Source organism: Qipengyuania aurantiaca, assembly GCF_019711375.1.
GTDB lineage: Bacteria > Pseudomonadota > Alphaproteobacteria > Sphingomonadales > Sphingomonadaceae > Qipengyuania > Qipengyuania aurantiaca.
The window spans coordinates 1,606,895-1,630,267 of the sequence record NZ_CP081295.1 but is presented as its reverse complement, the minus strand read 5'-3'; the positions used below and the strand labels follow the sequence as shown (position 1 = coordinate 1,630,267).

32 protein-coding genes are annotated in these 23,373 nt (G+C 64.8%); 13 read left to right on the top strand and 19 right to left on the bottom strand.

The genetic code is table 11. The features are described 5' to 3' along the window. The first annotated feature begins 113 nt into the window (after nucleotides 1-113). The 3 genes from K3148_RS07930 (at nucleotide 114) to K3148_RS07920 (ending at nucleotide 2,240) form a co-directional block, all read left to right on the top strand. Nucleotides 114-545, top strand: a complete 432-nt coding sequence (locus K3148_RS07930) for a DUF983 domain-containing protein (protein WP_221424304.1) — start codon at nucleotides 114-116, stop codon at nucleotides 543-545. After that, entirely contained in the window at nucleotides 542-1,309 is a 768-nt protein-coding gene (locus K3148_RS07925; RefSeq protein ID WP_221424303.1) for a HesA/MoeB/ThiF family protein, read from the top strand. The genes K3148_RS07930 and K3148_RS07925 overlap by 4 nt, the downstream gene beginning before the upstream one ends. Before the next feature lie 64 nt (nucleotides 1,310-1,373). Then, a complete protein-coding gene (locus tag K3148_RS07920; protein WP_221424302.1) occupies nucleotides 1,374-2,240 on the top strand; it encodes a hypothetical protein in 867 nt (288 codons plus the stop codon). Here K3148_RS07920 and K3148_RS07915 read toward each other — a convergent pair. Then, complete coding sequence (locus tag K3148_RS07915; RefSeq protein WP_221424301.1) at nucleotides 2,237-2,947, bottom strand: NAD-dependent deacylase; 711 nt, start codon at nucleotides 2,945-2,947, stop codon at nucleotides 2,237-2,239. The two genes, K3148_RS07920 and K3148_RS07915, sit on opposite strands and share 4 nt — an antisense overlap. Nucleotides 2,948-2,982: 35 nt before the next feature. Between K3148_RS07915 and dapB the strand changes: the two genes are divergently transcribed. Genes dapB through nth form a run of 3 tightly spaced genes read left to right on the top strand, consistent with a single transcriptional unit; the run spans nucleotide 2,983 to nucleotide 5,165 of the window. Then, on the top strand, nucleotides 2,983-3,711 hold the full coding sequence (gene dapB / locus K3148_RS07910; RefSeq protein WP_221424300.1) for a 4-hydroxy-tetrahydrodipicolinate reductase: 729 nt from the start codon (nucleotides 2,983-2,985) through the stop codon (nucleotides 3,709-3,711). Between the two features lie 4 nt (nucleotides 3,712-3,715). Then, entirely contained in the window at nucleotides 3,716-4,504 is a 789-nt protein-coding gene (locus tag K3148_RS07905; RefSeq protein WP_221424299.1) for an ion transporter, read from the top strand. 10 nt (nucleotides 4,505-4,514) lie between these two features. Beyond that, complete coding sequence (nth, locus tag K3148_RS07900) at nucleotides 4,515-5,165, top strand: endonuclease III (RefSeq protein WP_221424298.1); 651 nt, start codon at nucleotides 4,515-4,517, stop codon at nucleotides 5,163-5,165. 315 nt (nucleotides 5,166-5,480) lie between these two features. Here nth and K3148_RS07895 read toward each other — a convergent pair whose 3' ends face one another. Both K3148_RS07895 and dapE read right to left on the bottom strand, forming a co-directional pair. Next, nucleotides 5,481-6,719 carry a dicarboxylate/amino acid:cation symporter gene (locus K3148_RS07895; protein ID WP_221424297.1) on the bottom strand — a complete coding sequence of 413 codons (1,239 nt, stop codon included), beginning with the start codon at nucleotides 6,717-6,719 and terminating at the stop codon, nucleotides 5,481-5,483. Nucleotides 6,720-6,743: 24 nt separating this feature from the next. Next, nucleotides 6,744-7,877, bottom strand: coding sequence for a succinyl-diaminopimelate desuccinylase (dapE, locus tag K3148_RS07890; protein ID WP_221424296.1), 1,134 nt, complete (start codon nucleotides 7,875-7,877; stop codon nucleotides 6,744-6,746). Between the two features lie 29 nt (nucleotides 7,878-7,906). On the opposite strand from dapE, the gene K3148_RS07885 reads away from it, so the two are divergent. Further along, complete coding sequence (locus K3148_RS07885) at nucleotides 7,907-8,374, top strand: cupin domain-containing protein (protein WP_221424295.1); 468 nt, start codon at nucleotides 7,907-7,909, stop codon at nucleotides 8,372-8,374. Here K3148_RS07885 and K3148_RS07880 read toward each other — a convergent pair. Then, nucleotides 8,371-9,264: a S1/P1 nuclease gene (locus K3148_RS07880; protein ID WP_221424294.1), complete on the bottom strand. Its 894-nt coding sequence runs from the start codon at nucleotides 9,262-9,264 to the stop codon at nucleotides 8,371-8,373. The genes K3148_RS07885 and K3148_RS07880 overlap by 4 nt on opposite strands. Next, nucleotides 9,231-9,893, bottom strand: a complete 663-nt coding sequence (locus tag K3148_RS07875; protein WP_221424293.1) for a glutathione S-transferase family protein — start codon at nucleotides 9,891-9,893, stop codon at nucleotides 9,231-9,233. The genes K3148_RS07880 and K3148_RS07875 overlap by 34 nt, the downstream gene beginning before the upstream one ends. Before the next feature lie 211 nt (nucleotides 9,894-10,104). Here K3148_RS07875 and K3148_RS07870 point away from each other — a divergent pair, with 211 nt between their 5' ends. Both K3148_RS07870 and K3148_RS07865 read left to right on the top strand, forming a co-directional pair. Continuing rightward, nucleotides 10,105-10,524, top strand: a complete 420-nt coding sequence (locus K3148_RS07870) for a VOC family protein (RefSeq protein WP_221424292.1) — start codon at nucleotides 10,105-10,107, stop codon at nucleotides 10,522-10,524. A gap of 50 nt (nucleotides 10,525-10,574) precedes the next feature. After that, nucleotides 10,575-11,048: a hypothetical protein gene (locus K3148_RS07865; RefSeq protein ID WP_221424291.1), complete on the top strand. Its 474-nt coding sequence runs from the start codon at nucleotides 10,575-10,577 to the stop codon at nucleotides 11,046-11,048. 15 nt (nucleotides 11,049-11,063) lie between these two features. Here K3148_RS07865 and yihA read toward each other — a convergent pair whose 3' ends face one another. From yihA to rpmH, 5 genes are all read right to left on the bottom strand, one after another. Beyond that, nucleotides 11,064-11,717, bottom strand: a complete 654-nt coding sequence (gene yihA, locus K3148_RS07860) for a ribosome biogenesis GTP-binding protein YihA/YsxC (RefSeq protein WP_221424290.1) — start codon at nucleotides 11,715-11,717, stop codon at nucleotides 11,064-11,066. Beyond that, complete coding sequence (yidC, locus tag K3148_RS07855; protein WP_221424289.1) at nucleotides 11,714-13,474, bottom strand: membrane protein insertase YidC; 1,761 nt, start codon at nucleotides 13,472-13,474, stop codon at nucleotides 11,714-11,716. The genes yihA and yidC overlap by 4 nt, the downstream gene beginning before the upstream one ends. A gap of 69 nt (nucleotides 13,475-13,543) precedes the next feature. Beyond that, complete coding sequence (yidD, locus tag K3148_RS07850; RefSeq protein WP_006833931.1) at nucleotides 13,544-13,753, bottom strand: membrane protein insertion efficiency factor YidD; 210 nt, start codon at nucleotides 13,751-13,753, stop codon at nucleotides 13,544-13,546. Further along, nucleotides 13,750-14,133, bottom strand: coding sequence for a ribonuclease P protein component (rnpA, locus tag K3148_RS07845; protein WP_221424288.1), 384 nt, complete (start codon nucleotides 14,131-14,133; stop codon nucleotides 13,750-13,752). The genes yidD and rnpA overlap by 4 nt, the downstream gene beginning before the upstream one ends. Before the next feature lie 91 nt (nucleotides 14,134-14,224). Next, a complete protein-coding gene (gene rpmH, locus K3148_RS07840; protein WP_006833929.1) occupies nucleotides 14,225-14,359 on the bottom strand; it encodes a 50S ribosomal protein L34 in 135 nt (44 codons plus the stop codon). Nucleotides 14,360-14,572: 213 nt separating this feature from the next. Between rpmH and K3148_RS07835 the strand changes: the two genes are divergently transcribed. Both K3148_RS07835 and K3148_RS07830 read left to right on the top strand, forming a co-directional pair. Then, entirely contained in the window at nucleotides 14,573-16,081 is a 1,509-nt protein-coding gene (locus K3148_RS07835) for a YifB family Mg chelatase-like AAA ATPase (RefSeq protein WP_221424287.1), read from the top strand. Between the two features lie 72 nt (nucleotides 16,082-16,153). Continuing rightward, a complete protein-coding gene (locus K3148_RS07830) occupies nucleotides 16,154-16,684 on the top strand; it encodes a hypothetical protein (RefSeq protein WP_221424286.1) in 531 nt (176 codons plus the stop codon). A gap of 25 nt (nucleotides 16,685-16,709) precedes the next feature. Here K3148_RS07830 and K3148_RS13900 read toward each other — a convergent pair whose 3' ends face one another. The 3 genes from K3148_RS13900 to K3148_RS07815 form a co-directional block, all read right to left on the bottom strand. Next, the gene (locus K3148_RS13900; protein WP_247711516.1) at nucleotides 16,710-17,060 is read right to left on the bottom strand and encodes a hypothetical protein; all 351 of its coding nucleotides are present in this window, start codon (nucleotides 17,058-17,060) and stop codon (nucleotides 16,710-16,712) included. Nucleotides 17,061-17,232: 172 nt separating this feature from the next. Further along, nucleotides 17,233-17,427, bottom strand: a complete 195-nt coding sequence (locus tag K3148_RS07820) for a hypothetical protein (protein WP_345719523.1) — start codon at nucleotides 17,425-17,427, stop codon at nucleotides 17,233-17,235. A 116-nt stretch (nucleotides 17,428-17,543) separates the two neighbouring features. After that, complete coding sequence (locus K3148_RS07815) at nucleotides 17,544-18,098, bottom strand: winged helix-turn-helix transcriptional regulator (protein WP_221424285.1); 555 nt, start codon at nucleotides 18,096-18,098, stop codon at nucleotides 17,544-17,546. 188 nt (nucleotides 18,099-18,286) lie between these two features. On the opposite strand from K3148_RS07815, the gene K3148_RS07810 reads away from it, so the two are divergent. After that, on the top strand, nucleotides 18,287-18,628 hold the full coding sequence (locus tag K3148_RS07810) for a DUF8200 family protein (protein WP_221424284.1): 342 nt from the start codon (nucleotides 18,287-18,289) through the stop codon (nucleotides 18,626-18,628). 89 nt (nucleotides 18,629-18,717) lie between these two features. Here the strand turns inward: K3148_RS07810 and K3148_RS07805 are convergent, their stop codons facing one another. The 3 genes from K3148_RS07805 to galE form a co-directional block, all read right to left on the bottom strand. Next, nucleotides 18,718-19,332 carry an HAD family hydrolase gene (locus tag K3148_RS07805; RefSeq protein ID WP_221424283.1) on the bottom strand — a complete coding sequence of 205 codons (615 nt, stop codon included), beginning with the start codon at nucleotides 19,330-19,332 and terminating at the stop codon, nucleotides 18,718-18,720. Nucleotides 19,333-19,424: 92 nt separating this feature from the next. Further along, on the bottom strand, nucleotides 19,425-19,550 hold the full coding sequence (gene ykgO, locus K3148_RS07800) for a type B 50S ribosomal protein L36 (RefSeq protein WP_006833921.1): 126 nt from the start codon (nucleotides 19,548-19,550) through the stop codon (nucleotides 19,425-19,427). 90 nt (nucleotides 19,551-19,640) lie between these two features. Continuing rightward, on the bottom strand, nucleotides 19,641-20,654 hold the full coding sequence (galE, locus tag K3148_RS07795) for a UDP-glucose 4-epimerase GalE (protein ID WP_221424282.1): 1,014 nt from the start codon (nucleotides 20,652-20,654) through the stop codon (nucleotides 19,641-19,643). A 159-nt stretch (nucleotides 20,655-20,813) separates the two neighbouring features. On the opposite strand from galE, the gene K3148_RS07790 reads away from it, so the two are divergent. Beyond that, entirely contained in the window at nucleotides 20,814-21,953 is a 1,140-nt protein-coding gene (locus tag K3148_RS07790; protein ID WP_221424281.1) for a M14 family metallopeptidase, read from the top strand. Nucleotides 21,954-21,983: 30 nt separating this feature from the next. Here K3148_RS07790 and K3148_RS07785 read toward each other — a convergent pair whose 3' ends face one another. The 3 genes from K3148_RS07785 to K3148_RS07775 form a co-directional block, all read right to left on the bottom strand. Further along, a complete protein-coding gene (locus tag K3148_RS07785) occupies nucleotides 21,984-22,157 on the bottom strand; it encodes a hypothetical protein (RefSeq protein ID WP_221424280.1) in 174 nt (57 codons plus the stop codon). Nucleotides 22,158-22,232: 75 nt separating this feature from the next. Then, nucleotides 22,233-22,649 carry a cytidine deaminase gene (locus K3148_RS07780; protein WP_221424279.1) on the bottom strand — a complete coding sequence of 139 codons (417 nt, stop codon included), beginning with the start codon at nucleotides 22,647-22,649 and terminating at the stop codon, nucleotides 22,233-22,235. Nucleotides 22,650-22,660: 11 nt separating this feature from the next. After that, nucleotides 22,661-23,368: a glycoside hydrolase family 25 protein gene (locus tag K3148_RS07775; protein WP_221424278.1), complete on the bottom strand. Its 708-nt coding sequence runs from the start codon at nucleotides 23,366-23,368 to the stop codon at nucleotides 22,661-22,663. Nucleotides 23,369-23,373 lie beyond the last annotated feature (5 nt).

Genomic DNA, 23,373 nt, shown 5'->3' with positions numbered 1-23,373 from the left:
CACCCGCATCATCCCAGCCCTTCGGATCGCTCTCAAAAGGGGGGAGTGCTCGTCGACAGGTCCATCGCAGAGGCCTGTCGACAGCCAACCAACATGATGCCAACAGGCTTTCCATGAGCCTGTCCACCGACCCGACCGACGAGTCCAACGCCCGCTACGATCTGCCCGCCACGTTCATGGCGTGCCTGCTTCGCGGTGTGCTGGGCCGCTGCCCGCGCTGTGGCGAGGGCAAGCTGTTTCGCAAGTGGCTCAAACCGGTCGATACCTGCGCCCATTGCCAGCTCGACATATCCGGCCAGCGCGCCGACGATTTGCCGGCCTATATCGGCATCTTCGTGACCGGCCATCTGCTCGCACCCGTCATCATCGCTCTTGTGACCGGCTTTGCGCTTTCGGCCATGGCGCTGCTTGCCATCGTCATCCCGCTGGCGGTGGTCATGCTGATCGGCCTGCTCCAGCCCTCCAAGGGCGGCGTGATTGCGCTGCAATGGTGGAACGGGATGCACGGCTTCCGCAAGGAACGCGCCGGGGAGCCGCCCGCGTGAGCCTGTCGCCCGAACGCCTCGATCGCTTCGCGCGCCACATCGTCCTGCCCGAAGTCGGCGGCGCGGGCCAAGTCGCGCTGGCGGGCAAGCACCTCGTGCTGGTCGGCCTCGGCGGCATCGGCAGCCCGGCGCTGCAATATCTCGCCGCCGCCGGGATCGGGAAGCTGACTCTGGTCGACGACGACAAGGTCGACGCCTCCAACCTCCAGCGCCAGACGCTCTACAACGAACGCGACATCGGCCACGGCAAGGCCATTTCCGCCAAGCGCTGGGTCAAGCTGTTCGACCCCGAACTCGACGTCGAGATCAGCGACCGCCGCATCGACGCAGCCCGTGCCGACGCCTTGGTGACAGGCGCAGACCTCGTCCTCGACGGCACCGACAATTTCGCCACCCGCCTCGCCGTTTCCGATGCCTGCGTGCGCGCGGGCGTCCCGCTCCTCTCCGCCGCTGTCGGTCGCTTTCAGGGCCAGGTCGGTGCCTTTGCGGGCCACCTGCCCGAAGAGGCTTGCTACCGCTGCTTCGTCGGCGACGCTTTCGACGCCGAAGACTGCGACACCTGCGCCGAGGACGGGATGCTGGGCGCCATGGCCGGCTGGGTCGCCACTTTCGCCGCGCTACACGCCATCCGCGTCCTGCTCGATGGCGTCAGCGCCTATGGCGACCCGCAGTGGAGCCGCGTGAACCTGCTCGACGGGATGAAACCGGGCATGCGGCAGTTTACGATTGCCAAGGACCCGGAATGCAAGGGGTGTGGACGTTAGGCGAATCTTCCATAATCCTCCCAGGATTCATCGACCGCTCACCAGTTTGACATAAACCGCGCAAATGCTTTCGCTGTACCAACTGATCGCGCCCCTCTTCATACCCATTGTCGTCCTTGGCTTGTGTAGCTCGCTTCTGCTTCTTGTCTGGCCGCGGTCTCACTATCCCTACCTCATCGCCGCGCTCATCCCCGCTTGGTTCTTCCTCTATTGGGTGGCATCACGGCCTAAGTCATCGTCCGACGGTTGGGCGTGGTTCGGAGAAGCGATCCTCCTGCTCGCCTTCCTCGCGGCTATCGTGGCCGTAGCGGTGCGACTCATTATCGCCGCGATACCGTTCATTCCGAGCTTATCGGGTGACGGCCCTCTCGACTGGACCAGCACCAAGTTTTCGGCCCTAACGGTTGCCCTCGCCGGAGCGATCTTCGAATTCGGGCCACCCCTAGCCCGGGCTTGGAGTGCCTCTGCGGTCCTCCTGCTCCTCATCATTCTGAGTGCAGCGGGATGGGCGCTCGTTCACCGCCGATGGAAGCGCGACCAGAGCATCGCCTATTCGCTTGCCGCAACGGCGACACTCAGTGTGGCGGTTGTCTCCATTGCGGTGTGGCCCTTCACGGTCGTCGCCGCGGCCCAGCGCTATGCCGGCGACCGTGAGTTCTGCCTCCTTGTGGGCGACGGCGAGTATTCGGCTCGCCCGGCGGCAAACCTGATGGAACTCTCCCCGCTAATCATGCGCGCGACCGAAAGTTCAGGGTGGGCCCGAAACCGGCACGGACACATCGTCCTCGCCGACGCTCCTTCCGCGCCATGGTCTTACATGCGCGGCGCATTCGTCCCCGACCCTCCGGGCGCAATGGGCTTCGGAATAGGCCAGACTGACCGGCGATGCCGTCCGCAAAAGGACTACATCGCCAACCTTCCACTCCTTTAGCTGGGCATTCCCCCCAACACCTCGCCCACCCATTCCGGCACGAGCTTGCTCGCCCGGCCCTGGCGGCTTTCGTGGAACCAGTAGGAGCCTTCGCCGCGTTCGAGGTTGAGTTCGAGCGTGCGGGCGCCGAATTCGCGGGCGTCGCGCACGAAGCCGGCGGCGGGATAGACCGCGCCCGAAGTGCCGATGCTCACAAACATGTCCGCGCGGCGCAGGGCGTCGTAGATGCGCTCCATCTCGTAGGGCATTTCGCCGAACCAGACGACGTCGGGGCGCAGCGCCGCCTCGCCGCAGCCGGGGCATTCGGGGCGGCCGAACAGCGGCTCGCTCCAGCGGTGGCGAGCGTCGCAGCGGGCGCAGAGCGCGCTCAGCAGTTCGCCATGCATGTGGAGCACGCGGCTCGCCCCGGCGCGCTCGTGCAGATCGTCGACATTCTGGGTGACGATGAGGAGGTCGCCGTCCCACCTCTTGTCGAGCAGCGCCAGCGCTTCGTGCGCGGGGTTCGGCTCGACCTGCTGGACCGCCTCGCGCCGCGCGTCGTAGAAGCGGTGGACGAGGTCGGGATCGCGGCTGAAGCCCTCGGGCGTGGCGACGTCCTCCACCCGGTGCTGTTCCCACAGGCCGCCCGAATCGCGGAAGGTGTCGATGCCGCTCTCGGCGGAAATCCCTGCGCCCGTGAGGACGACGATATTGCGGATGTCGCTCATAGCCGCCATGAACCACGGGAAACGAGGGGATGACAATGGCCAATATCGGTGTGATCGGCAGCAAGGGCGCCATGGGCGAAGCCCTGCGGCGCGTGATCGAGGCTTCGGGCCACGACTATGCCGGCGGCGCCGACAAGGGCGACGATGTGGGCGAGCTGGCCAAGGTGAGCGACGCGCTGGTCGATTTTTCCGCCCCTGCCGCGTTGCAGGCAAACCTCGATGCCGCCAAGCGTGCGGGCGTGCCGATCGTGATCGGGACCACCGGGCTCGAGACGAAACACCACGCGATGATCGACACAGCGGCGCGCGAGATCGCCGTGCTGCAGACCGGCAACACATCGCTCGGCGTGACGCTGCTCGCCCATCTGGTGCGTGAGGCGGCGGGACGGCTGGGCGAGGACTGGGACATCGAGATCGTCGAGATGCACCACCGCCGCAAGGTCGATGCGCCTTCGGGCACGGCGCTGCTGCTGGGCGAGGCGGCGGCGAAAGCGCGCAAGGTCTCGCTCGACGATGTGAGCGAAAGCGGGCGCGACGGGCAGACCGGGCCGCGCACCTCGGGCGCGATCGGCTTTGCCGCGCTGCGCGGCGGCACGGTGGCGGGCGACCACAGCGTGATCTTCGCCGGCGAGGAAGAGCGCATCACCCTTTCGCACAGCGCGGAGAACCGGACGATCTTCGCGCGCGGGGCAATCCGGGCGGCCGAGTGGCTGCGCGAGGCCGAACCGGGGCGCTATTCCATGGAAGAGGTGCTGGGCATCTGACGCCATGACCCTGCGCAAGTACCTCCACCAGCAGATCACCATCGGTTCGTGGCCCGACGGGCGGCTGACGGGGCTCAACAAACTGCTGATCTGCATGATCCTTGCTGCCGTGCTGGTGGGCGTCGTCTCGACCGAGCCGGTGATCCTGAACGAATGGCGCAGCGAAATCCTGATCGCCGAAATCCTTTTCGGGGCGTTTTTCCTGATCGAATATCTCGCCCGCATCTATTCCGCGCCGGAAGAGGAAGGCCTCGGCTCGCCCTGGGGCAAGCGCTGGCGCTTCATTCGCTCCCCCATCGGGCTGATCGACCTTGCCGTGGTCCTCGTTAGCCTCGCGCCCTTCTTCATCGCCAACGCCGCGGCGCTGCGACTGCTGCGGCTGATGCGTGTGTTCTCGCTCGCCAAGCTGGGGCATTTCTCCGCCGCCATGCGCGAGATCCTGACCGCGCTGAAGGAGCGCAGCTACGATCTGCTGGTCTGCGCCGCGCTGGCGCTCAGCCTGCTGCTAGTGGGCGCGAGCGGGCTCTACTGGCTCGAGGGCGACCTCCAGCCCGACCATTTCGGCAGTATCCCGCGCGCCTTGTGGTGGGCAGTCATCACGCTCACCACCGTCGGCTATGGCGACGCCTATCCGATCACCGCGGCGGGCAAGGTGGTGGGCAGCTTCGTCGCGCTCGGCGGAGTGCTGCTGGTCGCGCTGCCGACGGGCATCTTCGCCGCCGCCTTCTCCGACGCCATGCAGCGCCGCCGCGAAGCCGTGGCGCGCGCGCTGGCCGAGATCGAGAACGGATGACGCGGCCCATATGACCAAGGATCAGATTTTCGAATTCTTCCGGCGGCTCGCCGAGGACAACCCCTCGCCCGAGACCGAGCTGGAATATGGCAATTGCTACCAGCTGGTGGTGGCCGTGGCGCTGTCCGCGCAGGCGACCGATGTGGGCGTGAACAAGGCCACCCGCGCGCTGTTTCGCGAGGTCGAGACGCCCCAAGCGATGCTCGAACTGGGCGAGGACGGGCTGAAGGAGCACATCAAGACCATCGGCCTGTTCAATTCCAAGGCCAAGAACGTGATCCTGCTCAGCCAACTGCTGGTAGACGAATATGGCGGCGAGGTCCCCGACACGCGTGAAGATCTGGTCCGTCTGCCCGGGGTGGGCCGCAAGACTGCCAATGTGGTGCTCAATTGTTGGTTCGGGCAGGAAACCTTTGCAGTCGACACGCATATCCTGCGGGTGGGCAACCGGACGGGGTTGGCGAAAGGCAAGACGCCCGAACAGGTCGAGGCAAAACTGGAAAAGCGCGTGCCTCAGCCCTTCCGCCTAGGCGCGCATCACTGGCTCATCTTGCACGGCCGCTATGTCTGCAAAGCGCGCACGCCCGAATGCTGGCGGTGTCCGGTGGTGGATTTGTGCAGTTACCGGAAGAAGGTAACGGAGAAGCCGAAGGGGCGATAGGTTTACAGGCAGTCGCCGAAAGCCGCACATACAAAAAGCAGAACGAACCAAAAGCCGCCTATCGCCGCGATAGGAAGGTAAAGGATCGCAATGGCAAATCGCTTCGCTCTCGATATCGGTGTCACAAAGATACTCGCAGCACCGATCGCAACAGCGATGACCAATGCGTGTATGTCGAAGGTCATAACGCGGTCGAAAATTATTCGCGTGGCGACCAGATACGCACTTAAGATGCACAACGGAAGTATGGTGCTCCCCAATGCCGTGAGCACCCATTTCGCAGTTACTCGCCCGTAGTTGGCCCTTTGAATCTGGTTAAACATCGTCCGCCGAAACCATCTCGGCGGTGTCGATCTCTCCCGTCATCACGGCCACCGTCGTCGCCACCGCCGCGTCGCCGCTGACATTGGTGGTGGTGCGCATCATGTCCATGATCCGGTCGACCCCGGCGACGAAAGCGATCGTCTCCAGCGGCACACCGACCGCGCCGAAAACCAGGGCCATCATGATCAGGCCTGCCCCCGGGATGCCTGCCGCGCCGACTGCGCCGAGCGTGGCGAGGATGGAGATGAGGAAGTAGTCGCCCATCGACAAATCGACGCCGAAGATCTGCGCGCCGAACAGCGTGGCGAGGCCGAGATACATGGCCGTACCGTTCATGTTGATCGTCGCGCCGAGGCTGATGACGAAGCTGGCGACCGAGTTCGACACGCCGAGGTTCCGCTCGGCGCAGCGCAGGGTGACGGGCAGCGTCGCGTTCGACGAAGCGGTCGAATAGCTCACCGCCATCGCATCGATGATGCCGCGGAAGAAGTCGCGCACCGGCAGCTTGGCAAGGAACTTGATCATGCTGCCGTAGATGAAGACGATGATCAGCAGGCAGCCGAGGTAGTTGAGGCCGACCAGCTTGGCGAGGCTCACCAGCGCGTCGAGGCCGAGCGTACCCGCCACCCAGGCCATCAGCGCGAAGACGCCGAAGGGGGTAAGTTCCATCACCACCATGGTGACCTTCTGCATGACGACAGCGCCGCTATCGAAGACCTTCTGGACCGGCGCGCCCTCTTCCTTGGCCATCAATATGCCGACACCCACCAGCAGCGAGAAGACGATCAGCGGCAGCACCGCCACATCCGCCATCACCTGCACCGGACTTTCGGGTACGATGGAGAGGATCATGTCCACCGCCGTGGTCTCGTTGGGGACCGGCGTTTCGCCGCGCTGGATGGCGCTGGTGTCGACGCCTGCGCCCGGCTGCACGAAGGTACCGAGCGCAAGGCCCAGCCACACCGCAATCTGGCCGGTAATGACGAAAAGCAGCATGGCCCGTCCGCCGACCGCACCCAGCTTGCGCAGATCGCCGATGGCGGCGACGCCGGAGACGAGGCTGAAGAAGATCAGCGGGACCACCAGCATCTTGATCGACTTGATGAAGAAGTCGCCGATCCACTTGATGCTTTCGGCTTCCGGCCCCCAGGCATAGCCGGTGAGCACGCCCAGCAGGAGCGCGGTCAGAACGCGCTGCCACAGCGGAATTTCGAACCAGACCCTCAGCATTGCTGTCCCCTCAGACGTGTTTTCTTATGCCAGCGCATCCTTCGCGATCGCCGTATAGATGCGGCTTAGCGTGGAAAGGTCCTCGATGGCTACAGCCTCGTCGCGCTTGTGCATGGTGGCGTTCACGAGGCCGAATTCGATCACCGGGCACACGGCGCGAAGGAAGCGCGCGTCCGAGGTGCCGCCGGTAGTGGAAGGCTCGGGATCGATGCCCGTTTCCGCCTTCACGGCGCGCGCGATGATGTCGCTGAATTCTCCCGGCGGGGTGAGGAAGGGCTCGCCCGAGATGATCGGCATTGCCTTGCCGCCGTGCTTCTCGGCAATTGCCATCACCTTCTCGGACAGCGAAGCGCCCGAATGCTCGTCGTTGAAGCGGATTGAGATGCGCGCCTTGGCGGTTTCCGGAATAACGTTGTGCGCCGGATTGCCGACTTCGAGATCGGTGATCTCGAGGTTGGAGGCCTGGAACCAGTCATTGCCTTCGTCGAGCACCAGAGCGTCGAGTTCGGCCAGCATGGCGACCAGCTTGGGGATCGGATTGTCGGCCAAATGCGGGTAGGCGACGTGACCCTGCGTCCCCTCGACCTCCAGCCAGATGTTCACCGAACCGCGCCGCCCGATCTTCATCATGTCGCCCAAGCGATTGACGCTGGTAGGTTCGCCGACGAGGCAGAGGTCGGGCTGGTGGCCTGCCTCGCGCATGTAGTCGATCAGCGCGCGGGTGCCATGGAGCGCCGGGCCTTCCTCGTCGCCGGTGATGATGAAGCTGATCGTGCCTGCCTCGGCCGGCACGTGCTTTACCGCTTCGACCATGCAGGCAATCGAGCCCTTCATGTCGACCGCCCCGCGGCCATAGAGCAGGTCGCCGCGCACTTCGGGCTCGAAGGCGTCGCTCGCCCAGCCGCCGCCGGGTGGGACGACATCGAGATGGCCGGCGAAGGCGAAATGCTTCGAACCTTCGGGGCCGCGCCGAATCGCGAAGAGGTTCTCCACCGGAGCTTCGGGCGTGCCCGCCGCACCCTCGCCGCGCGTGAAGCGGTGCACTTCGAAACCGAGCGGCGCGAGCATCGCCTCCATGCGGTCGAAGACGGAGCCCGTAGCGGGAGTGACGCTTTCGGCGGCCATCAGCCGCTTGGCGAGTTCGAGAACCTCAGTCATATTCGCTCCGCTAGCAGGAGTGCCCGCCAATGCCCAAGCTCGATCTCGACGCCATCCCCCAGACCAACGCGACGGGCTATCCGCCGCCTTATGATGCGGAGGTCGAGGGCCGGCACTATCGCCGCCTCGCTCCGGTCGGCGGGCTGACCAAGCTGGGCGCGAGCCATGTGGTGCTCCAGCCCGGCGCCTACTCCTCGCAGCGGCATTGGCACGAGGGGCAGGACGAGCTGGTGGTGATCCTGCAGGGCGAGGCCATGCTGATTGAGGACGAGGGCGAAATCCCGGTCGGGCCCGGCGACATCCTCGCCTGGCCGGCGGGCGAGAAGAACGGCCACCGCCTGCACAATCGCGGAGACATTCCTTGCGTCTTCTTCGCCATCAGCGGCGGCGACCGGGATACCGACCGGGGCGAATACCCCGATATCGACATGGTCTTCACGCCCGAGGGATACTTCCGCAAGGACGGCACGCCCTACCCGACCAAGCGCGTTCCCTAGTCGCGCTCCGGCTCCGGCAAGGGGCCCGGCGCAAAGGCGGCGTCGAGATATTCGGCCATGCGGATGCCCGCCTGCGTCACGCGGCGCTGGGAGATGGGGATGGCCCTCTCGATATCCTCCTGCGTCAGCGCGGTTTCGTCGGGCAGGTCCTCGCCTTCGCAAGGGGCGCGGTCGAAGGCGTTGGGATAGACGAAGTCGCGGCTCGTCTCCCAGCTTTCGCGGCCCCAGTCGGCGGGCGTGCCTCCCCCCAGTTCGGCGCGTTCCTTCGCGCTGTAGCGGCGCACCAGCGGCATCTCAGCCGAGGTGATCGCGCGTTCGGCCAGCGGGCCGTCCCAGATCCAGTGCAGGTTCAGCCCCGGCGCGATGCCATAGGCGGTGTCGATATCGTTGCCGCCGCGGTCCTCGTGATCGCCCGAATGGAGCGGCATGTGCACATCGCCGATGAAGTGGACGAGGAAGGCCAGCGCTTCGAGCCGGACATTCGCGGGCAGGCCCTCGTCGGCAAGGATGCGCTGGTTGCGCTCGATCTGGGCGAGAATGCAGTTCTGGCCCGAGCAGTTCTTGCGCGGCTCATACGCCTCGCACACCGGCGTGGTGCGGTAATGCCAGGCGAAGGTGTAGCCCCAGCGCCAGTAGTCCTTGCGCAGGCAATCGGGCCACACGCTCGCATCCTCCAGGCTCGCGAGATCGCAACCGGGCACGCCCAGTTCCGGCGCGGCCTTCAGCAAGCGCGCAATTCCGGCACGCGTTTCCGGCTTCACGTTCTCGAGCGCGATCTCGGCGGTCGTGCGATGAGCGAAGAAGCCCCAGGCCTGCGCTTGTGCGGGCAGCAGCGCGAGCGCCGCCGCGACCAGCGTCAGGAGACGGTTTCGTATTGTTCGATGACCCATTCTTCGTTTTCCGATGCGGTGACCCACGCCTGCATCCACTCGTGCTCCCACACGGCCTGCATATAGGCCGCGGCGAAGCCCGGGACGGGGATCTGGTAGCTGATGAAGCGGCTGACGACGGGGGCGAAGAACACGTCCGCTGCGCCGAAGGTGCCGAAGAGGAAGGGCCCGCCATTGCCGAACCGGCTGCGCGCTTCGGCCCAGATGGTGAGGATGCGCAGGATGTCGGCGCGGCAGGCCTCGCTCGGCTCGAACCCGTCGAAGCGCTTGCGCACGTTCATCGGGCATTCGCTGCGCAGCGAGAGGTAGGAAGAGTGCATTTCGGCAACCATCGACCGGGCCATGCCGCGCGCCGTGTCGTCCTTGGGCCAGAAGCGTTCGCGCCCGACCTTGTCGGCAAGGTATTCGAGAATGGCGAGGCTGTCCCACACCACCACCTCGTCGTCCCACAGGATCGGGACCTTGCCGTGCGAGGGCTGCGTGCCGCTGCCGTCCTGCTTCAGTTCGTCCCACGCCTCGCCGCCCATAGGGACGGTGATTTCCTCGAACGCCAGCCCCGATTGCTTGGCCGCGAGCCAGCCGCGCAAGGACCAGCTCGAGTAGTTCTTGTTGCCGATGATGATCTTCATGGCTGGCCCACCTTTTCCCTGTTCCCCGCGCCCTAGGCGTTCATCCCTGCGCTGTCGAGCCTGAACGGTGGAGCGGATGGAGCACAGTCCTGCGATGTAATCCGCCACCACGGCGCGCGCCTCTTCTGGAGTGATGTCTTCAAGCATTCGCAAGGGCTTGCACGGCCCAAGGGGAGTAGGAAAATGCAATCGCCGCGCCTAAGGTGCGCCCATGAGCCTGCGCCCCTTCCACCTCGCCTTTCCCGTCCACGATCTGGACGCCGCCCGCACCTTTTACGGCGAGTTGCTCGGCTGCGCGGAAGGGCGCAGCAGCGACGACTGGATCGACTTCGATTTCCACGGCCACCAGATTGTCGCCCACCAGGCCCCCGGCCTCGTCGCCGACCGAGCGCGAACCAAGGTCGACAGCGAAGAGGTCCCCGTCCCCCATTTCGGCGTGGTGCTGACGATGGACGAGTGGGACGCGCTCAAGACCCGCCTCGAAGCCGCCGAGGTCGACTTCATCATCCAGCCCACCGTCCGCTTCAAGGGCCAGCCCGGCGAACAGGCCACCATGTTCTTCCGCGACCCCAGCGGCAACGCGCTGGAGATGAAGGCCTTCGCCGACGACGCGATGCTGTTTGCAACATGAAACGGCGAATATTCGCGGTGGTCGCTCATGCCCTGCTTCTTGCCGGTTGCATGGGCGGGAAGGACAGTTCGCGCGCGGTCACCGAAGATAGTGCGGCAGATGAGGCAGCCATGCCAAACGGAACGGTCGAGGATTTTTTCGAGGCCAGAAAACCATCAAAGGTCGGCCGGGCCGCATATCTCGTTTTCGAATTCCCCGACGGTGTCCGCGGCGGTTCCGGCAAGATACAGGGCGTGGGCGATTGGCCCATCCGAAGCGCCTATTCAACGCCACTGACCGCAGAGTATTGGCGCGACTTTGCGAGCATCTTTACGAATTGCGGTGCTCAGAACCCATGGTTCGAACCCAACTGGTCGCATCGCACCTTTGTCGTGGTCGATGGGTCGCCCCGTAACGCGGAGGTCGTCGAATGCGTCCGCAAGAGCCTCAGTCTGCATTTCAACGTGGGCGCCGGAATTGCCGATCCGGAGGATGGCCTCGGCGTGTTCGGCTTGGTAGATCGCTCTCGTGGCACGCCGAACTAGTCTGGCGCTCTCGCTCTAAACGCCCGCGTCCCTGAGCAGCGCGGCCCTCAGTTCCCCGATCCCCATGCCCTTCTCGCTCGAAGTGACGTGGATCTGCGGATAGGCGGCGACGTGTTTCTTGGCCTCGGCCTCGACCGCTTCGACGGTCTTGGCCAGTTCGCTCGCCTTGATCTTGTCGGCCTTGGTGAGGACCACGCGGTAGCCCACCGCGGCCTCATCGAGCATCTTCATCATCTCGCGGTCGACATCCTTCAGCCCGTGGCGGCTGTCGACCAGCACGAGGTTGCGGACCAGCACCTGCCGTCCGCGCAGGTAGGTCTTCACGAGGTTCTTCCACTTCTCGACGACCTTCACCGGGGCCTTGGCAAAGCCGTAACCCGGCATGTCGACGAGGCGGAAGAGCGTCGGCTCGCCCACTTCGAAGAAGTTCAATTCCTGCGTGCGGCCTGGCGTTACCGAGGCGCGCGCGATCTTCTTGCGCCCGGTGAGAGCGTTGAGCAGCGAGCTCTTGCCGACGTTCGAGCGCCCCGCAAAGGCAATCTCCGGCACGGTCGGCTCGGGCAGGAATTTCAGCTGCGGGGCCGATAGGAGAAACTCCACCCGGCCGGAAAACAGCTTGTTGGCGCGCCGTTCCAGCTGGGCGAGTTCGGCGGCTTCTTCTTCGGTCACTGTTTCGCCTTTGCCGCTTCGGCAGCCTTCTCAGCCTTTTCCTTTTCGGCCGCCGCCTTCAACTGCGGGTGCTTCGAATAGAGGTACTTCTGCTGCGCCAGAGTGAGCACGTTGGAGGTCACCCAGTAAAGCAGCAGGCCGGCGGCGAACGGCGCCATGATGAACATCAGCACCCAGGGCATGATGCTGAAGACCTGCTGCTGGACCGGGTCCATCGCGCTGGGGTTCAGCTTGAAGGTCAGCCACATGGTCACCCCCAGCAGCACGGCAAGCACGCCGATGGCAAGGAAGCTCGGCGGGGTGAACGGCAGCAGGCCGAACAGGTTGAGGATGGTCGCCGGATCGGGCGCGGAAAGATCCTCGATCCAGAGGAAATTCTGGTGGCGCATCTCGATGGCGAGGTAGAGCACCTTGTAGAGCGCGAAGAAGATCGGGATCTGCAGGATCAGCGGCAGGCAGCCGGCGAGCGGGTTGACCTGCTCTTCCTTGAACAGCTTCTGCATTTCCTGCTGCTGGCGGACACGGTCGTCCTTGTAGCGTTCCTGCAGCTTCTTCATCTTGGGCTGGATCGCTTTCATCGCGGCCATGGAAGCGAACTGCTTCTGCGCGATGGGGAACATCAGCCCGCGCACGATGATCGTCAGGATGATGATGGCGACGCCGAAATTGCCGACCAGGCCGAAGATGTTCTTGAGCAGCCAGAGGAACGGTTTCTCGAACCAGCGGAACCAGCCCCAGTCGATGGCGAGGCCGAACTTTTCGAGCCCCGCATCCTCGTAGGAATCGAGGACGGTCGATTCCTTCGCACCGGCGTAGAGGCGCGAAGTGGTGGTGTGCTTCATGCCCTTTTCGACACGCACGGTGTCGTAGATCATGTCGGCGCGGTAGGTGTTGCCGCCCAGCGCCCGGAAGGTCGCATCGGGCGCCGTGCCGTCCTGCGGGACCATCGCGGCCAGCCAGTAGATGTCGGTGAAGCCGAACCAGCTCGGCGCTCCTTCGGGCGTCACCTTCTTGGCGTCGTCGATGTCGTCGTAGTCGTAGTCGTAATTCGCGGCGTCGCCGAAGACGCCCATCGGGCCCGAATGGGCGATGAAGAAGTCTTCGCTCGCCGTGTCGCTGGTGCGGCCGACGAGGCCGAAAGGCTGCGCGACAATCGCGTCGCCGGAGCGGTTGGCGATCGTCTGCTCGACGGTGAGCATGTACTGATCGTCGATCGAATAGGTCAGCTGCAGGCCGATGCCGTTGCCCGCATCGTGCGTAAGCGTGACGGGATTGCCCGGCGAAAGCCGATCGCCGGTCGCGGTCCAGACTGCGTCGTCCGAGACCTTCTGGCCATTCAGCAGGAAACCGAACTGCGAATATTGCTGCGCGGGCGTTCCGCGCGGCGAGAAGATGCGCACCGGCTCGTCGTCATCGGCATCGGTGCTGGCGGCGTAATCCTTGAGCACCACGTCGTCGAGGAACGCGCCCTGCAGGTTGATCGAACCGGCAATCTTGGGCGAATCGATGACGAGGCGCTCGGGCGAGGCCAGCGCGGTTGCGAGATCGGCCTCTTCCTGCGCAAGGGCGGCGGGATCCTGGAGACCGCCGGTGCGCGTGTGCGCCACGGCCGCGGCTTCTGCCGGGGTGTCGACCTTTTCCGCGGTGACCGGCACGTCGTCGGGCTGCGGATAGAAATGGTCCATCGCCCACTGCCAACCGATCAGCACGGCCAGGGAAAGGGTGAGCACGAGCACGAAATTGCGTGAATTTTCCAAGGTCGATCCCGGTGGTAGTTGTCTTCGTCAGATGGGAAGGGTGTGTTGCTACGTCAAGACACCGGCCCGTCAGGGAACCGGGTCATGGCCGCAGCCCCCCCAGGGTTGGCAGCGCAATAGCCGCTTGAGCGTCAGCCATCCACCCTTGATTGCGCCATGCTTCTGCAGCGCCTCGATGGCGTATTGGCTGCACGAGGGCGTGAAGCGGCAGGTGGGCGGCAGGATGCGGCTCGGACCGAGCTGCCACAGGCGGGCGATCCAGATCAGCGGGTACTTCACGCGCGGCGCGATCGGGAGTGGCGCGGACGGCGGGCGCGGTCGCCTTCGCCGCGTGCCGCGCGGGCGAGTGCGGCGTCCAGTTCCTCGGCCAGCGCGGCAAAATCACGCTCCACCCCGCCCTCGCGGCCGATGAGGATATGGTCGTGATCGGGCAGGCCCCCGTCCGGCAGCGCCGCCCAAAGCAGTTCGCGAAAGCGCCGCTTCATCCGATTGCGGACCACGGCGTTGCCGATCTTCTTGGTTACGGTGATGCCGTAGCGCTTGCCCTGCCCCTCGTTCGGGCGGGTGAGCAGCACGAAGCCCGGCTTCGCGTTGCGCATACCGCGATTGGCGGCGAGGAAATCGCTGCGCTTGCGGATGACGGACAGGCTCGGATGCATGGGCGTTACATACGCGAACGGGCCCCCCGAAGGGAGCCCGCAGCTTCGCTCAGACTGTAAGGTCACGCGCGAGGCGCGACCGGTCAGTCAATCACGCACAAAGGTTCTTGCGGCCGCGAGCGCGACGTGCACGAAGAACCTTGCGGCCGCCCGGGGTGGCCTTGCGCGCGAAGAAACCGTGGCGACGGGCGCGCACGAGGTTCGAGGGCTGGAAAGTCCGCTTCATGGGAACACCTTCAGTAAATTACGTTGCTGCCGGGCGAATCGCCGCGACGAAAAAGGGCCGCCAGTGGCAGGCGACCGCTCTTGGAGGGGCGCGCTTAAGGAAATCGGGGGCGAAGGTCAAGCCTGAAGGCACGCGGGCGCGATCCCGATCACGCAGGCCTCGACAATATAAGGACTTCTTGCCAGACCGCCAGACAACAAGGGGGGATTTGGTTTGGTCGCACTGGTCCGTACGGTGGCCTATCTCGGGCTGGAGGCGCGCAGCGTCGAGGTGCAATGCAGCCTCGCGCCGGGCCTGCCGAACTTCAACATCGTGGGACTGGCCGACAAGGCGGTGGGCGAGAGCAAGGAGCGGGTGCGCGCTGCGCTGTCCTCCATGGGCCTCGCGCTGCCGCCCAAGCGCATTACCATCAACCTCTCGCCGGCCGACCTGCCCAAGGAAGGTTCGCATTACGACCTCCCCATCGCGCTCGCCGTGCTGGCGGCGATGGGGATCACCGATGCCGAGCAACTGGAGGACTGGATCGTGGTCGGCGAACTGGCGCTCGATGCGCGCGTCCAGCCCTCGCCCGGCGTGCTGCTGGCGGCTATTCACGCAAGCGAGGCGGAGAAGGGCCTGATCTGCCCCGCCGGGCAAGGATCGGAAGCCAAGTGGGCGAGCGAGGTCCCGGTCCTCGCCGCACCCGATATCGCCAGCCTGCTCAACCACCTCAAGGGCACCAGCCAGCTGGCCCAGCCCGAACAGGGCATGATCGAGGATGCGGGCAAGGCGCCCGACCTCAAACAGGTAAAGGGGCAGGAAACCGCCAAGCGCGCGCTCGAGATTGCCGCGGCGGGCGGGCATAACCTTTTGATGATCGGACCGCCGGGTGCGGGCAAGTCGCTGCTGGCAAGCTGCCTTCCCGGCATCCTCCCCCCGCTTTCCCCGCCCGAGGCGCTGGAGGTGAGCATGGTGCAATCGGTCGCCGGCTTGCTGGAGGAAGGCCGCATCTCCCGCGCCCGCCCGTTCCGCGCGCCGCACCATTCGGCGAGCATGGCCGCGCTTACCGGCGGCGGGCTGAAGGTGAAACCGGGCGAGGTCAGCCTCGCGCATCTGGGCGTGCTCTTCCTCGACGAATTGCCCGAGTTCCAGCGCGCCGTGCTCGATTCGCTGCGCCAGCCGCTGGAGACCAACACGGTCGATGTCGCGCGCGCCAACGCGCATGTGATCTTCCCCGCCAATGTCCAGCTGGTCGCGGCGATGAACCCGTGCCGCTGCGGGCATCTGGGCGATCCCGCGCTGGCGTGTAGCCGCGCCCCCAAATGCGCCGCCGATTACCAGAGCAAAGTCTCCGGCCCGCTGCTCGACCGCATCGACCTCCATGTCGAGGTCGACCCGGTCAGCGCCGCCGACCTCGCCCTGCCCCCGCCCGCCGAGGGCAGCGCCGAAGTCGCCGCAAGGGTCGCCACCGCGCGTGAGGTTCAAACGGCCCGCGCCGAGGCAAGCGGCGCGCGCACCAACGCCGAACTCCAGGGCGACGCGCTGGAGGACTTCGCCGGCCCCGACGAAAAGGGGCGCGAACTTTTGATGCAGGCAGCCACCGCGATGCGGCTATCGGCGCGCAGCTACACGCGGATGTTGAGAGTGGCGCGCACGGTTGCGGATTTGGCGGGAGCGGAGAAGGTGGGCCGCATCCATGTGGCGGAGGCGCTGAGCTATCGCAGGCAGCCGCCGCGGGCTTAGCACAAGACAGAACAGGTTCAGCAGACGGTGGACAGCAGGTCCATGCTTATTTTTCGAGACAGGAGATTGAAATTGGTTTTCACCCGCAAACAGGCGACCCAGTCGCTTCTAGTCCTTATGCCCTTCGTCATCGGCGGATGTTCGGCCGAAGCAGAAGAGGCGCCGGAGGTTCCTGCTGCATCGGTGACGGAAACTGCAGAGACGACCGAGAGCCTTCTGGATCGCCCAATTGTCATTCGTTCGAGCGCGCGCTTCGAAGTGATCGATAACGGTATGTCTTCGCTATATTCTCGATCAAATCGCAGCAAAATGAAGGCGCTCTCGAACTACAGCGGTTTCGGCTTTGCAACATTGGCCACAATCCGCCCCTCCGAGGGTTCGACTTCGCAGGCCATCCTTCAGGATGTTCTCGAGCAAATGGCCTCGGAGCTAGGCACGGAGTTCGGGAAGGCATTGGATACCCAGCATCCGAGACTTTTGCTCGCCACCCATCCGACAGGTGTTTTCACCCTTGTTCACCTGACAGATGCGGCTGGGGATGACGTCGTTCAGATCACGTATGCCGTGACGAAAGCGGCCGAGACCATATCAGAGACGCCTTAAAGTTTCTCATTCTCTCAGAGCGAATCTACTGCTCCTCGCTCATGTCGAGGTTGAGCTTGACCGTCTCATGTTCGTGGTCGCCCTCGAACTTGGCGAGGAAGTCGGCGATGGGCATGGCCTGGTCCATGGCCACGGCCTCGCCCGGTGTCGGTGCGGGGGCGCTCATGCCGTCGGCGGGCGTGGTCTTGACGTGGAGATAGGGCACCCAGACTTCGCCGTAATCGGCCTGCTGGTACCACACGTCGAGCACGTCGTAGCTCGCCCAGGTCCCGTCGGGCTCCTTCAGTCGGAGGCCTTCGCCAATGCGCGGCACGCTCACCGCCTTGATGCGGAATTGCGTCTGGTGCGTCTCGTTCTGGACTTCGATTTCGATCACGTTTTTATCCGGCTCAAAGGGGCAGGCGCCCCGATTCACCGCAAGGTATCGCATAAAGGTGTTGCGATGGTTTTAACGATGACGTCACACCGCCAGAGCCTGATTTGACGTCACTTTTGCAAAGCCTTGTTAACCAGCTTGCCGAAGTGGCGGCGAGGCCTGGCGCAAGCGGTCAGGTCTCGAATTCCGCAGCGTAGGGCGTGTTTTTGACAAGGTGGCGGTTGAGATCGGGGGCGCCATCGGCCCACCAGACCGGCCCACGTTCGCCCAGCCCGACCTTGGCGTCATGCACGCGTGCCCGCGCCGCCTTCTCCGCTTTCGCATCGTCGGAGCGCTTGGCCGCCGCGACGGCGCGGCGTGCGTCCATCAATTCGTGCACGAGTGATTCGCGCTTCGCTTCAGGCAAACCCGGGTTGCTCGCCCGCCATAACCGGCCGCGCACCACGATATAGCGCCCGTCGGCGGTTCGCTGAACCTCGCCGGTCAGGCTGCGTCGCGGCCCTTGCGGCGCGCGTCGAGCTCGATGACCGAACCGCGTTCGAGCGCCTTGCCCGGTTTCGCCTTGGTGCCATCGGCGCGCAGGCCGAGATTGGCGCGTTCGACGAGGTGGAGGTCGGCTGGGCCGAGGATGCGGCCGTCGTGGCTGAGGATCGAGGTCGGGCCGATCGGCAGGCGATCGCGCTCGTCCACCAGCACCGGGTTCTCGATCACCTCGGCGCCGTATTTCTGGCCCCACTGGCGCAGCGCGACCATGGCGGGGAGGAGGTCGAAGCCCTTCTCGGTCAGGCGGTATTCGATCTTGCGGCGATCGTCCGGGCAAGGATCGCGCTTGAGGATGCCGTGCTCGACCAGCTTGGCCAGCCGGTTCGAGAGGATGTTCCGGGCAATGCCCAGCTCGCTCAGGAATTCCTCGAAGTGATGCAGCCCGTTGAAGCTGGCACGCAGGATCATGAAGCTCCAGCGTTCGCCCATCACTTCCAAGGCTTGCGGCAGGCCGCATTCGGTCAGTTCACGCAAGGGTTCGCGGATATCGCCCATAAAATTCAGTCCTTCCAGAGCAACCTATCTACCGCAAATCCGCCCCAAGCCAAATTTTTCGAGAAAAGGGTTGTGGAATGCAACTTATCTAGATAGGTAGCAATTCGCAACCAGTTGCAAAGAGAAACTGATATTGCAGTTATCGCAATTGGTGTTGAGTAAATTGCATCAGCCGAAAGGTATCGACCATGACCCTCTCCAATTCCCCCTCGACCAAGCTCGGCGTGTTCGGCGCCGCTGTCCTCTACACCGCCGCCGGTTTCGGCGCGCTCGTCGCCCCGACGGCTGCCGAAGCGCGCGGCAACGGCCCGTTCTACACCGCCGAGCTCGCCCAGCCCGCCACCGAGCGCACCGTGATCGCGGGCGGCGTCGCCTGGACCTGCGAAGGCACCAAGTGCGTCGCCGGCAAGGGCACCTCGCGCCCGCTGCGCGTCTGCCGCGAACTGCAGCGCGACACCGGTGACGTGATTGCCTTCACCGCCAAGGGTGAAGCGCTCGACGCCGACAAGCTGGCCAAGTGCAACGGCTGATCCCGGCCACGAAATCCCCCACCCCCTCTCCATCAGGGTGGACCTCGATGCCCCGGCGTTTCCAAGCGCCGGGGCTTTTTCGTGTGCGTTCAGATGAGGCCGCGGCCCGTCAAATCGCTTTCGAGCGACGCGGCATCGGTAAAGTGATGCACCTGCCAGCCGCAGCCGCGCGCGGCCTCGATATTGGCTGGGTTGTCGTCGATGAAGAGCATGGCTTCGGGCGCGTGGCCGAAACGCGCCGCCGACAGGGCGAAGATCGCCGGATCGGGCTTGGCAATCCGCTCCTCGCCCGAGACGACGATATCGATGAAGCGGTCGAAGATGCGTTCGTGCGGGCGGAAACCGGCCCAGAATTCTGCGCCGAAATTGGTGATGGCGAACAGCGGCACGCCCGCCTCGTCGAGCTGCTCGACCAGCGCGTGGCTGCCGGGGACGGGACCGGGAATGGTCTCGTTGAACCGCGTCGCATAGGCACGGATTTCGTCGGCGAAATCGGGATAGAGCGCGATTCGCTCGGGCACCATCTGCGAAAGCGGGCGGCCCGCGTCGTGGAGGAAATGCCATTCCTCGGTCACGACCTCGCCCAGCACTTTTTCAAGGCGCGCGGGATCGTCGGTCATCTTCTCGAACAGGGCGGACAGCTGCCACAGGTACAGCACGCGCCCGACGTCGAAGACCACGGCATCGACCCTGTTATCGCTCATCGCTCACCTGCAAATGCGAACGGCCCGCACTCCTCGCGGAGCCGGGCCGGTCGGTAGACACTCGCGGAAGGGACCTTCCGCGCAGCCGAAGCTTAGCCCTGACGGGCCTTGAAGCGACGGTTGGTCTTGTTGATGACGTAAGTGCGGCCGCGACGACGGATCACGCGGCAATCGCGGTGACGGCTCTTGAGCGACTTGAGGCTGTTGCGGATCTTCATCGTTTCTCTCTGATAAATAAATACGCGCCGGAGATGGTGCCCCGACGCGCCGATTTCAAGCGGGCCCGATAACGGGGGCAGTGATTCTGGTCAAGTATTTCCCCGAATTTCGGACAGCTTCCGCTCCCATTGCAGCGCATGTGTGATGATTTCGCCCAAATCGTCGTGTTTCGGCTGCCACGGGACGGTGGCGCGGATGCGGCTGGGATCGGAAATGAGCTCGGCCGGGTCGCCTGCACGGCGCGGCTCCATGCGGCGCTCGATTTTCGTGTTGGTCACGCGGTCCACTGCATCGAGCACTTCGAGGACCGAGAAGCCCTTGCCATAGCCGCAGTTCATGGTGAGCGAGCGCTCGGGCTGCTCGATGAGCGCACCCAGCGCCAGCACATGCGCGTTCGCAAGGTCGCTCACGTGGATATAGTCGCGCACGCCGGTGCCGTCGGGCGTCTCGTAGTCGGTGCCGAAGACCGAAACGCCGTCGCGCTTGCCGGTGGCTGCCTCGCAGGCGACCTTGATGAGGTGCGTTGCGCCTGCGGTCGACTGGCCGCTCCGCGCCTGCGGGTCGGCACCCGCCACGTTGAAATACCTGAGCGCGCAGAAGTTGAAGCCATGCGCGGCGCTCGCATCGGCGAGCATCTGCTCGGTCATCAGCTTCGACCAGCCGTAGGGATTGATCGGGCTCTTAGGCGAGTCTTCCGAAATCGGCGAGCTTTCAGGAATGCCGTAGGTGGCCGCGGTGCTGGAGAAGATGAAGTGCTCTACCCCGCCCTTCACCGCTGCCTCGATAAGAGCGCGGCTCTTCACCGTGTTGTTCTCGTAATAGGCGAGCGGCTGTTCCACCGATTCGGGCACGATGATGGAGCCAGCGAAATGCATGATGGCCTTCGTGCCCTGCTCGGCAAAGATGCGTGCAAGCAATTCGGCATCGGCAATATCGCCTTCATAAAGCGGCACGTCGTCGGGCACGGCGAACGTGAAGCCGGTCGAGAGGTTGTCGATGACCGCCACCGGCCAGCCCGCGTCCTTCAACGCCAGCACCGCGTGGCTGCCGATATATCCTGCGCCCCCGGTGACCAGCACCGGCACTTTTGTCGTTTCGCTCATGGGGGAGGCACCTAGCATACGATTTGGTAAGGGCAATCGCCTAGAGGCCTCCCGCATGAGGCCGTTCTGGCCGCACGAAATTCAGCCCTTGCCTATCGCACTGCCAGCGCCCATTCGGGCCGGCACGCCTTGGGCTAGAGCAAAAAGAAGAGGTTTTACGTGAGCGATATCCGGATCGATTCCGCCTTCGACAGTGGCAATATCGAAGTCCTTTCGGTGGACGGCGCAACCGCGCGGCTGGCGATCCCGCTGGATACGAACAGCGAGTTCAAGCAGTGGTTCCACTTCCGCGTCGCCGGCGCCAAGGGCCGCGAGCTGGTGCTCAAGATCACCCAGCTTTCCGACAGCGCCTATCCCGATGGCTGGCCCGATTACGACGCCTGCGTATCGGAAGACCGCGACTATTGGGGCCGCGCCGCCTCGACCTATGACAAGGACGAAGAAGGCGGCACGCTGACGATCCGCTATACGCCCGCCAGCGACATCGCCTGGTTCGCCTATTTCGCGCCCTATTCGATGGAGCGGCACCACGACCTCGTCGCCGAAGCCGCCGCTTCGGAAGGCGTCGACCATGTCGCGCTCGGCAACACGCTCGACGGCCAGCCGATTGACTGCCTCGAAATGGGCGAGGGCAGCTTCAACGTGTGGCTCTATGCCCGCCAGCATCCGGGCGAAACGCAGGCCGAATGGTGGATGGAAGGCGCGTTGGAAGTGCTGACCGATCCCGCCGACAGCGTGGGCCGCAAGCTGCGCCAGACCTGCCGCCTGCACATTGTGCCCAACTGCAACCCCGACGGCTCGAAGCGCGGGAACCTGCGCGTCAACGCGGCGGGCGCGAACCTCAACCGCGAATGGGAAAACCCGAGCGCGGAACGCAGCCCCGAAGTGCTCGCCATCCGCAACCACATGGACAAGACCGGCGTCGACTTCGCGATGGACGTCCATGGCGATGAGGCGATCCCCGTCAGCTTCCTCGCCGGTTTCGAAGGCATCCCCTCGTGGACCGACGAACAGGGCCAAGGCTATTACGATTACGAGGCGATCCTCGACCGCCGCACGCCCGATTTCCAGACCGAGCAGGGCTACACCAAGGCCGCGCCCGGCAAGGCGAATTTGTCGATGAGCACCAACCAGGTGGCCGAACGCTTCGGCGCAACCGCGATGACGCTGGAAATGCCCTACAAGGACAACAAGGCCGATCCCGAGCCCGAACAGGGCTGGTCGCCCGAACGCTGCAAGATGCTCGCGCGCGACTGCCTTGCGTCGTTGGTGGAATGGATGGAAGCGCGGGAGGCGTAAGGCCTCCCCGCAACACCGGCGACCGGGGCCTCAGCCCTGCATCAGTTTCTGGGCCACGCTTTCGGGCGTGCCGGTGACGAGCAGCGGCTGACTGCCGACGATGCCAACCAGCGTCTGGCCGTTTTCGCCCACGCGAAGATAGGCCACGTTGCTGGCGACCACGAGGTAATTGCCGCCACGCGATTCCAGTTGGACGAATTTCATTGTCGCTTACTCCGGACGCATGTTGCGCCACGTGAGTTTGCTAAACGCGATTGGTGAAGGAAGCGTTAGGAGGCTTTAGTCGAGGCTTGCAGGCCCGAACGCGTCCGGCAGCAATTCGCTGAGGCGCACGCGGCGCACGGACTTGGGGCCGACGCACAGGATGATCGGGTCGGTCCCGCCGAGCTGTGCAAGTTCGTTGAGCACTTGGCGACACCGGCCGCAGGGCGTGATCGGCGCATCGCCGCCCTTGTCGAGCGGCCCCGTCACCGCGACCGCTTCCAACCCGCCGCGCACGCCGTCCGCCATCGCCTTCGACACCGCCACCGTCTCTGCGCACAGCGCAAGGCCGTAGCTCGCGTTCTCGATATTGGTGCCGGTCACCACACTGCCATCGGCAAAGCGCAGCGCGCTCCCGACCTTAAAGTCGGAATAGGGCGAATAGGAATTGAGCGCCGCTTTGCGGGCGGCGGCAATGAGATCGTCGTCGGTCATGGGATTGGGTCCTAGGGGCGCACGACCAGCCAGCGCAAGGGCGTTTGCGCGGCGTCGCTGGCGTAGGCGGAATTGGCGGTCCACACGGTCCACGGGCGGCCGCCGTAATCGGGTTCCTCGCCATCGCCGGTCAGCCACAACGCGCGTTCGAGGCGGCGGGCGGGACGGTAGCGGTCCTCGAACTCCTCGCTCGGGGCGAGCACCACAGGCGCTTCGGTATGGGCTTCGATCTGGTTGACCAGCGTGAGCAGCTCGCTCTGCACGGCCGCATCGGAGACGCGCTCGAAACATTCGTCGGTCGTGCGCGTGAGCTTGATGGCGGCGGGCAGGAGATCGGCGTCGCGCGGCACGATGGTGACGTAATTGGCCGACTGGCCGTCCGCCGTCTCGCAGGGGTCGAACAGGTGGACCGCGCCGACCTGCAGCCCCGCCTCGCGCGCGGCAGCAAGATTGCGCGAGAAATTGGCGTCCTTGCCGCGCGCGCCGCGGCTGGCCTCGAGATAGACGAAGCTTGCGCCGAGCCCCTTGAGGACCGCGAAATCGACCGCGGCATCGCGCTCGCCAATCAGCGCGCCCTGGTCAGGATAGGTCGAATCGTCAGGGCGCCAGCTGCGCTGCTCATATTCGGTATAGAACCAGTAGCCCGCACCGATCAGCGCGGCGAGCAACACCAGCTTTACGAGGAGGCCGAACCGGCCCTTCTTCCTGCGTTTCGCCATCACCC